Source organism: Phenylobacterium sp., assembly GCF_030654915.1.
Taxonomy (GTDB): domain Bacteria; phylum Pseudomonadota; class Alphaproteobacteria; order Caulobacterales; family Caulobacteraceae; genus Phenylobacterium.
The window spans coordinates 1-8,831 of record NZ_JAURWM010000025.1 but is presented as its reverse complement, the minus strand read 5'-3'; the positions used below and the strand labels follow the sequence as shown (position 1 = coordinate 8,831).

Genomic DNA, 8,831 nt, shown 5'->3' with positions numbered 1-8,831 from the left:
ACCAATATTGAGGAACTCTCGCGCAACATCGCCAACTTCACGGTGCAGAATCTCGGCCCCGGTCAGAGCCAGGTCGCGATCCGCGGCATCTCGGCCGGCCAGATCGTCCGCGACCAGCCCGGCGTGAAGGAACAGGTCGGCGTCTATCTCGACGAGTCGGTGATCTCGCTCTCGCTGTTCACGCCGGATATCGATCTTTTCGACCTTAACCGGGTCGAGGTGCTGCGCGGCCCGCAAGGCACGCTCTATGGTTCAGGATCGCTATCTGGCACCGTCCGCTACATCACCAACCAGCCGACCACCGCGGGGATGGAAGGCGCCGTCGAGGCCACGCTCAGCGGCGTCAAGGACGGCCAGACCGGCGCTGAGATCAAGGCGATGATCAATGTTCCGTTCAGCGACAAGGTCGCTCTGCGGGTCGTCGGGTACGCCACCGACTATGCCGGCTTCATTGACGCTGTGCAGCCGGGCGGCTGGGTGGACCAGGACGTCAATGGCGGGACCCGCGCCGGCGTTCGCGCCGCGCTGCTCATCCAGCCCACCGACAAGCTCAGCATCACCCCGCGCGTGCTGTACCAGAAGATCGACGTGGACGGTTTCAACCGGGTCGATCTCTTCAACATCCTCGCCAATCCCTACACGACCACCCGCCCCGCGGTGACGCTAGGCGATCTGGAGCAGTTCACCCAGCTTCGGGAGAAGTTCGAAGACGAACTGCTGCTAGCCGACCTGACGATCCAGTATGACTTCGGCGGTCTCGCCCTGACCTCGATCTCGACCTACCAGGACCGTGACGTGCTGGTGATCCGCGACGCCACGGCGCTGACGGGTTCGATCACCGGCGGTTCCATCGGCCTGCCAGAACCGGTCTACACCTTGAACGCGCCGCTCAACGACGCGACCAAGGTCAAGTCCTTCACTCAGGAAATTCGCCTCGCCAACACCGACGACGGCCCCTTCGCCTGGGTGATCGGCGGCTTCTATAGCGACGTGAAGCGCGACTATTCCCAGATCCTGGACGTTCGCGGCTTCGAGGCCCTGACCGGTATTCCGACGGCAGGACCCGCCGCGCCAAAGGACGCGCTCTACTACTCGGTCGTTCCTTACGATCAGAACCAGTACGCCCTGTTCGGCGAAGGCACGTGGTCGGTGAACGAGCGGCTGGACATCACCGCCGGCCTGCGCTGGTCGAGCTACGAGGAAACCCGCACCCTCACATTTGACGGCATCTTCGCCGAGCGCACCATCGACGTGCCGGGCGATACCGACGCCGACGACTTCGCGCCCCGGGTCATCGTCGCCTACAAGGCCACCGACGACATCACCCTGAACGCCCAGGCCTCGAAGGGCTTTCGACTCGGCGGCATCAACGACCCGCTCAACCGGCCGCTCTGCACCCCGGCTGATTTCGCCACCTTCAACGCGCTGTCCACGCCGGCTTTCGACAACGAGACGGTGTGGAACTACGAAGCTGGCATGAAGGCGCAGTTCGCCGAGCGACGCGGGACGCTGACCTTGGCGGCCTTCTATGCCGACATAGAGAACCTGCAGGCCACCATCGACGCCGGCAGTTGCTCCTCACGCGTGATCGTCAACGTCCCCAAGGCCAAGTCCGCGGGTGTCGAGGCCGAACTCTCCTACAGCTTGAACGACAACTTCGACGTCGCCGCCTCGGCCTCCTACAACAACGCCGAGCTGACCTCGAGCGTCGAGGACGCCGCCGGCGTGCCAATCCAAGGTCTGCGGGATGGCAACCGCCTCCCCACGGTTCCAGAGTTCCAGGCCGCGTTCAGCCTCAACTATGTCGGCGATCAGTGGGGGGAATGGACGCCGTTCGGCAACCTCACCTGGCAGTATGTCGGCGACCGCTTCACCCAGGTCTCCGACCAGGAGGACAATCCCCGCACCGTTCCTCTGTTCGGGATCGGCGCGCCGAGCGTTTCAACCCTTAGCTTCCCGCTGGAGCTGCCGGACTATCAGATCGTCAACCTGCGGGGCGGCCTGCGCTATCGCGACTTCGAACTGGCGCTGTTCGTCCAGAACCTGACGGACGAACGCGCCCTGCTCTCCATCGACCGGGAGCGCGGGCTGCGCGCCCGCTACGGCTATCAAACCAACCAACCCCGCACGATCGGGGTGACCTTCCGCCAGACGTTCTAGAAGAACTCCGCGAGATTGCGGCGAATCCGTTCCAAAACGGGTTCGTCGCTCTCGTCGATCACGAAGGTCTGGCCGGTGATGGTCTCAAAGGCCTGGATATAGACGGCCGCCGTCTCAACCAGCATCTCCGCCGGGATTTCCGGGATCGGATCCTTGTAGGGATCGCAGCGCTCGGCGACCCAGGCGCGCACGAAGTCCTTGTCGAAGCTCTCGGGCCGCTGGCCGGCCGCGAACCGCTCGGGATAGCTCTCCGCAAACCAGTAGCGGCTGGAGTCCGGTGTGTGAATTTCATCCGCCAGGATGATCTGGCCCTCGGCGTCGGTCCCGAACTCATACTTGGTGTCGACCAGGATCAGGCCGCGCTCGGCGGCGATCTCCTGTCCGCGCGCGAACAGGGCCAACGCATAGGTCGAGAGCGTGTCCCACTGCTCGGCGGTCAGCAGCCCCTGCGCCACGATCTGCTCGGGCGTCAGCGGCTCGTCGTGGCCGCCATCGAAAGCCTTGGAGGTCGGGGTGATGATCGGCTTGGGCAGCTTTTGATTGTCGGCCAGGCCGTCCGGCAGCGTATGGCCGTACATCTCCCGCTGGCCTTGCTTGTAGAGCGTCAGGATCGAGGTGCCCGTGGTTCCCGCCAGATAGTCGCGCACCACGATCTCAACCGGCAGGATGTCCAGCCGCCGACCGATCACCACATTGGGGTCCGGATAGCTCAGGACGTGGTTGGGGCAGATGTCGGCGGTCTTTTCGAACCAGAAGCGGGCGGTCTGGGTCAGGACCTGCCCCTTGAAGGGGATGGCCGCCAGGATGCGGTCAAAGGCGCTGATCCGGTCGCTGGCTATGATGATCCGCCGCCCATCGGGCAGATCGTAGTTGTCACGCACCTTGCCGAAATAAGGTTTGGGCAGCTCCGGAATGATCGCATCGCGCAGAACGCGATGGGCGTGCCGCGTCAGGGCTGTCTTGTCCATGGGAGGTGATCCGCGCCGAAACCAGGAGCAAGCTCTCTAACCTATTCCGAGGGTCAGGCCAGCCCCCGCGGCGAACCTGAAGCGCCGCGAAGACAAACCAGCCGACGCTCCGTATAATCTCCACAACCCGGAGGAATACCGCATGCGCCGTCTCGCCCTCGCCGCCGCCCTCGCCACCTTGGCCGCCACCCCAGCCTTCGCGGCTCTGAAGGAAGGCGCCAAGGCCCCCGACTTCACCGCCCAGGGCTACCAGGCCGGCAAGCCGATCACCTTCTCGATGGCCGAGGCCCGCAAGAAGGGGCCCGTCGTGCTGTACTTCTTCCCCGCCGCCGAGACCGCCGGCTGCAATCTGGAGGCCCGCCTGTTCGCCGAGGCCACCGACGACTTCAAGAAGCAGGGCGCCACCGTCATCGGGGTGACCTCAGGCAATCTCGACAAGCTGGCTTCGTTCTCGGCCGATACCGAGAAGTGCTCGGGCAAGTTCCCGGTCGCCGCCGACCCCAGCGCCAAGATCGCCGCCAGCTATGACGCCACCCTGGCCGTGCGCCCAGGCTGGTCCAGCCGCACGTCCTACGTGATCTCGCCGACCGGCCAGGTGCTCCACGCCTATTCGGACATGAAGGCCAACGACCACGTGACCGAGACCATGACCGCTGTGAAGGCCTGGAACGCCAGCCACCCGAAGAAGAAGTAGGCCCCGCCCGCCCCTTCCCCGTCTGGCGGAAGGGGCCCGGCGAGCGAGCAGCCTTGCTCTACAACCGATTTTCCCGTATTAGCGCGCCTCTTCACGGAAGGCGGTCTCAAGCCGGAACGCGAACGGGTCAGGAGCTTCCTGGCCGCCGCGCCTGAGATCCATCGCTTCCCGCGGCCTCCCGCCGCAGGACGCGCCGCCTTCCAAATGGGAAAAGGAAAAAATGGCGCTCTACGAGCACGTTGTTATTTCGCGGCAGGATATTTCGCCGCAACAGGCGGAAGCCCTGAACGACCAGATCAAGGCTCTGATCGAAGAAGGCGGCGGAAACGTCGCCAAGATCGAGTACTGGGGTCTTCGCAACCTCACCTACCGCATCAAGAAGAACCGCAAGGGCCATTACTCCCTTCTCGCGATCGACGCCCCGCCGGCGGCCGTGAAGGAAATGGAACGTCAGCTGGGCCTGAACGAAGACGTTCTGCGCACCCTGACCGTCCGCGTCGAGGAACTCGACCTGGAACTCTCGCCGGTTCTGGCCCGTCGCGATCGTGAACGCGAGCGTGAGCCGCGCCGCGACGACTTCGGCGCCAAAGAAGGTGGTGGCTTTGCTCCGAAGGAAGGTGGCTTCTAATGACTGACGAAACCGCTTCGGCCCCCGCGGCTCCCGCCGCCGGCGGCGCCCGCCGCCCGTTCTTCCGCCGCCGCAAGGTCTGCCCGTTCTCCGGCGCCAACGCTCCGAAGATCGACTACAAGGACGTGAAGCTGCTTCAGCGTTACGTTTCCGAGCGTGGCAAAATCGTTCCTTCGCGCATCACCGCGGTGTCGGCCAAGAAGCAACGCGAACTGGCCAAGGCCATCAAGCGCGCTCGCTTCCTCGCCCTGCTGCCCTACGTCGTGAAGTAGGGAGACCAGGCACATGAAAGTTATTCTGCTCGAACGAGTCGAGGGCCGTGGCGCTCTCGGCGACGTGGTCACGGTGAAGGACGGCTATGCCCGTAACTTCCTCCTGCCCCGTCACAAGGCTCTGCGCGCCAACAGCGCCAACCTGAAGATCTTTGACGGCCAACGCGCCGACATCGAAGCCCGCAACCAAAAGGCCAAGGATGCCGCGGCGAAGGCCGGCGACAACCTGGACGGCACCTCGTACATCCTGATCCGTCAGGCTGGCGAAACCGGCCAGCTTTACGGTTCGGTCTCGGGTCGCGACGTCGCTGACATCGTCAACGGCGCCGGTGGCAAGCTCGACCGCTCCATGGTCGTTCTCGACAAGCCGTTGAAGACCCTGGGCGTCCACCCCGTGAAGGTTCGCCTTCACTCCGAAGTGGTCGTCACGATCAACATCAACATCGCCCGCAGCCAGGACGAGGCCGAGCGCCAAGCCCGCGGTGAGAACGTGATCACCTCGCAATACGAGGAAGATCGTCTCGCGGACGAAGAAGCCGCCGCCGACATGGTGGCCGGTGGAGCTGGTTCGCACGAAGTCGACTTCGGCGCCGACCGCTAAGCCTATTAGGTCCTTTCTGGGGCTTCGAGAACGGCGCGGACCTAGCGGTCCGCGCCGTTTTTCGTGCGCGCTGTCGGCTAGCGTGGCGATGATCATCGCCGTTTGGATCAGCGACGGCACGTCCCGCGCCCTCAATTTTTCTATTTCGACTCGTAGCTAGGCCCTCGCGCCTTGGCCTTGAGCCCTCCGCACCACTCATCCGGGCGTTTTCCCGCATATGTGGCGCCCATGTCATTTCCCCCGCGGCGCCAAATTCATAGGTTCCGCCAAGGCTTAAGCCTGACGTCTCTCATGACGGAAAATAATTGGGGAATATCAATGAAGTATCGCGTGTTTCTACTCGCCGCGGCGTCCGCGGCGAGTCTTGCCTCTGGATCCGCATTTGCTCAAACGACTGAAGCTGGAAGTGACGTAGAAGAACTAGTCGTCACCGGCACCCGCACTGAAGGCCGGTCGCGTCTTGAGACCCTGGCCCCAGTCGACGTCATCACCGCCGATGCGCTGCAGCAGCGCGGCAGCACCGAACTGGCCACGGCGCTCGCGGCCAGCGTCCCGTCCATCACCTTCCCGCGTCCGTCCAACACCGACGGCACCGACGCCATCCGTCCGGCCACTCTGCGCGGTCAGGGTCCCGACCAGACGCTGGTTTTGGTGAACGGCACGCGTCGTCACGCGACGGCTCTGGTCAACACCAATGGCTCGGTGGGCCGCGGCTCGGCCGCTGTCGACCTGAACGCCATTCCTTCAGCCGCCATCGACCGCATCGAAGTCCTGCGCGACGGCGCCTCGGCGCAATACGGTTCCGACGCCATCGCCGGCGTGATCAATCTGCGCCTGCGTGAAGCCGCCACCGGCGGCGGGCTGTCGGTGACCTACGGCTCGAACGTGACCAGCTTCGACGGCTTCTACGGCCGCGACGACAACATCACCGACGGCGCGACGACCACCGTTTCGGGGTGGCAGGGCCTGACCATCCTGGGCGACGGCTTCCTGACCCTGTCGGGAGAGTATCGCAACCGCGAGAACACCAACCGCAGCGACATTGACAAGCGCGTCACGCCCAACCGCATCACCTCGCGCTTTGGCGACGCCGACGTCGAGGAGCTGTCGTTCTACGCCAACGCCGGCAAGCCGCTAAACGACACCTGGGACCTCTACGGCTGGTACGGCTATCAGCATCGTGACGCCTCCAGCGCCGCGACCTTCCGCCTGCCGACCGACACCCAGCAGAACGTCCCTTCGGTCTATCCGAATGGCTACCTGCCGCTGCTGACGACCGACACCGAGGACAACAGCGCCGGGCTCGGCATCCGTGGCGAGATCGCCGGTTTCCGGACCGACATCAATGTCGTCTACGGCAAGAACGACATCGACTTCGGCGTTCAGAACACGATCAACCCCTCGTTCGGCGCCGCCTCCCCGACCTCGTTCCAGGCCGGCGGCCTGACCTACGACCAGATCGTCTTCGGCGCGGACTTCAGCCGTGAATTCGAAGTTGGCATGGCCGGCCCGCTGAACGTCGCCTTCGGCGTCGAGGCGCGCCAGGAAACCTACAAGATCAACCAGGGCCAATACGAATCCTACGCCCGCGGTCCGATCACCGGCGTCGCCTTTGGCTCGCGCGGCTTCACCGGCTTCACGCCGTCGAACGAAGTCGACGTCGATCGCAACAATGTCGGCGTCTATATCGACCTGGAAGGCAAGGTCACCGAACAGCTGACCCTGTCGGGCGCTATTCGCTACGAGGACTATTCGGACTTCGGCGACACCACGACCGGCAAGTTCGCCGCTCGCTATGACTTTACGCCGGAATTCGCTATCCGCGGCGCGGTCTCCACCGGCTTCCGCGCGCCGGCTCTGCAGCAGCAGTACTATACCTCGACCTCGATCCTCTACATCGACAACGTGCCCTTCGAGACTGGCACCTATCCGGCGACCAGCAATGTCGCCGCCGCCCTGGGCGCCAAGCCGCTGAAGGCTGAAACCTCAGACAACTACGCCCTCGGCTTCGTCTTCCGTCGCGGCGCTTTCGAACTGACGGTCGATGGCTACAAGATCGACGTGAAGGACCGGATCGTTCTGTCCGAGACCCTGCAGGGCAGTCCCACCGCCGCGCCGGGCACCAACGGCCGGGTGATCTATGACCTGCTGGCGCCCTACGGCTCGAACGCCGCCCGCTTCTTCATCAACGGCGTCGACACCGACACCGTCGGCGTCGACGTGGTCGCACGCTACCGCATCGTCGACGATCAAGCCGGGATCTTCGACCTGACCGCGGCTGGCAACATCAACGACGTCGAGGTGAAGCGCACCCCGGTAACCACCACCCTGCCGACCCCGACCTCGCTCTTCGCTCGCCAGGCGCGACTGCGGTTCGAAGAGGGCACGCCCAAGCAGAAGCTCACGCTTCAAGGCGACTGGAAGAAGGAAGCCTGGGGTGCCACCGTGCGCACCACCTTCTACGGCGACGTCCTCTCGCCGGGCACGCTGGCTGACGGCAGCGCGGACAACAACACCGGCAATCGCGGCCTAGTGGATCTGGAAGCGCGCTACACCTTCCCGGTGGGCCTGACCGCCTCGGTCGGCGCCGACAACGTCTTCGACGTTTATCCGCGCCAGATCATCCCGTCGCAGAACACGACCTCGGCCTCGCCGTTCTCGTCGTTCTCGCCGTTCGGGTTCAGCGGCCGGTTCGTTTACGGTCGTCTGGCTTACAACTGGTAGTCTAGCGGCAGCTATACGACCGAAACTGACGCGGCGCGGGGTTACAAGCCCCGCGCCGTTTCTGTTCCGCGATCTGTCCACAGGCCGCGAAACTTCCTGTGAGTTCCATCAGATCGGCACAGCCGGACCGTGCCGGGTTAGCTATCTGTGAATGCATGTCGATCGTGCCCGCCCTAGACCTCCGCCCCGCTCAGAACGACGCCGCGATCCCGCACGCCCCAGCCAACATCGAGGCCGAACAGGCTTTGCTGGGCGCCCTCCTCTACGACAACGCCGCCTTCGAGCGGATCGGTGACTTCCTGCAGGCCCGGCACTTCTACGAGCCTTTCCACCAACGGCTCTGGTCGTCGATCGAGAGTGCGGTCCGGAAGGGCCAGCTGGCCGAACCGATCCTGCTGGCCGAACAGTTCAACCGCGACGCGGCTTTCGAGGAACTTGGCGGCATCCGCTACCTGGCCGACCTGGTGGACCGGGCGCCGCCCGCCGCAAACGCGCCTGACTATTCCCGCGCCGTCTACGACCTGGCCCTGCGCCGCGACCTGATCCGCATCGGCGGCGAGATCGCCCAGCAAGCCGCCCAGGGCGACGCCGAGCGTTCGGCCCGTGACCAGATCGAGGCCGCCGAGGCCCAGCTCTTCACCCTGGCCGAGGCCGGCGGCAGCAATCAGGGCTTCGTGCCCTTCGCCGACGCTCTCCACGGCGCCGTCACCATGGCCGCCGAGGCCCACGCCCGCGACGGCGGCCTCGCCGGGATCTCAACCGGCCTGGCCGACCTCGACCGCAA

8 protein-coding genes are annotated in these 8,831 nt (G+C 64.7%); 7 read left to right on the top strand and 1 reads right to left on the bottom strand.

The features are described 5' to 3' along the window. The coding region (locus Q7T84_RS00900; RefSeq protein WP_304805676.1) for a TonB-dependent receptor at positions 1 to 2,160 on the top strand (2,160 nt) is incomplete at its 5' end. Here Q7T84_RS00900 and Q7T84_RS00895 read toward each other — a convergent pair. Then, positions 2,157 to 3,128, bottom strand: coding sequence for a phosphoribosylaminoimidazolesuccinocarboxamide synthase (locus tag Q7T84_RS00895; RefSeq protein ID WP_304805675.1), 972 nt, complete (start codon positions 3,126 to 3,128; stop codon positions 2,157 to 2,159). The two genes, Q7T84_RS00900 and Q7T84_RS00895, sit on opposite strands and share 4 nt — an antisense overlap. A 142-nt stretch (positions 3,129 to 3,270) precedes the next feature. Here Q7T84_RS00895 and Q7T84_RS00890 point away from each other — a divergent pair, with 142 nt between their 5' ends. The 6 genes from Q7T84_RS00890 to Q7T84_RS00865 all read left to right on the top strand — a co-directional run. After that, complete coding sequence (locus tag Q7T84_RS00890; RefSeq protein ID WP_304805674.1) at positions 3,271 to 3,822, top strand: peroxiredoxin; 552 nt, start codon at positions 3,271 to 3,273, stop codon at positions 3,820 to 3,822. Positions 3,823 to 4,042: 220 nt separating this feature from the next. Then, positions 4,043 to 4,450, top strand: a complete 408-nt coding sequence (rpsF, locus tag Q7T84_RS00885; protein WP_304805673.1) for a 30S ribosomal protein S6 — start codon at positions 4,043 to 4,045, stop codon at positions 4,448 to 4,450. After that, positions 4,450 to 4,722 carry a 30S ribosomal protein S18 gene (gene rpsR / locus Q7T84_RS00880; RefSeq protein ID WP_304805672.1) on the top strand — a complete coding sequence of 91 codons (273 nt, stop codon included), beginning with the start codon at positions 4,450 to 4,452 and terminating at the stop codon, positions 4,720 to 4,722. The genes rpsF and rpsR overlap by 1 nt, the downstream gene beginning before the upstream one ends. A gap of 13 nt (positions 4,723 to 4,735) precedes the next feature. Then, on the top strand, positions 4,736 to 5,323 hold the full coding sequence (gene rplI, locus Q7T84_RS00875; RefSeq protein ID WP_304805671.1) for a 50S ribosomal protein L9: 588 nt from the start codon (positions 4,736 to 4,738) through the stop codon (positions 5,321 to 5,323). A 318-nt stretch (positions 5,324 to 5,641) separates the two neighbouring features. After that, entirely contained in the window at positions 5,642 to 8,047 is a 2,406-nt protein-coding gene (locus Q7T84_RS00870) for a TonB-dependent siderophore receptor (RefSeq protein ID WP_304805670.1), read from the top strand. Positions 8,048 to 8,202: 155 nt separating this feature from the next. Then, the coding region (locus Q7T84_RS00865; RefSeq protein WP_304805669.1) for a DnaB-like helicase N-terminal domain-containing protein at positions 8,203 to 8,831 on the top strand (629 nt) is incomplete at its 3' end.

Coding starts and splice junctions, on each gene's coding strand:
- Q7T84_RS00895 (WP_304805675.1), bottom strand. CDS start 3,128: ATGGACAAGACAGCCCTGACGCGGCACGCCCATCGCGTTCTGCGCGAT.
- Q7T84_RS00890 (WP_304805674.1), top strand. CDS start 3,271: ATGCGCCGTCTCGCCCTCGCCGCCGCCCTCGCCACCTTGGCCGCCACC.
- rpsF (WP_304805673.1), top strand. CDS start 4,043: ATGGCGCTCTACGAGCACGTTGTTATTTCGCGGCAGGATATTTCGCCG.
- rpsR (WP_304805672.1), top strand. CDS start 4,450: ATGACTGACGAAACCGCTTCGGCCCCCGCGGCTCCCGCCGCCGGCGGC.
- rplI (WP_304805671.1), top strand. CDS start 4,736: ATGAAAGTTATTCTGCTCGAACGAGTCGAGGGCCGTGGCGCTCTCGGC.
- Q7T84_RS00870 (WP_304805670.1), top strand. CDS start 5,642: ATGAAGTATCGCGTGTTTCTACTCGCCGCGGCGTCCGCGGCGAGTCTT.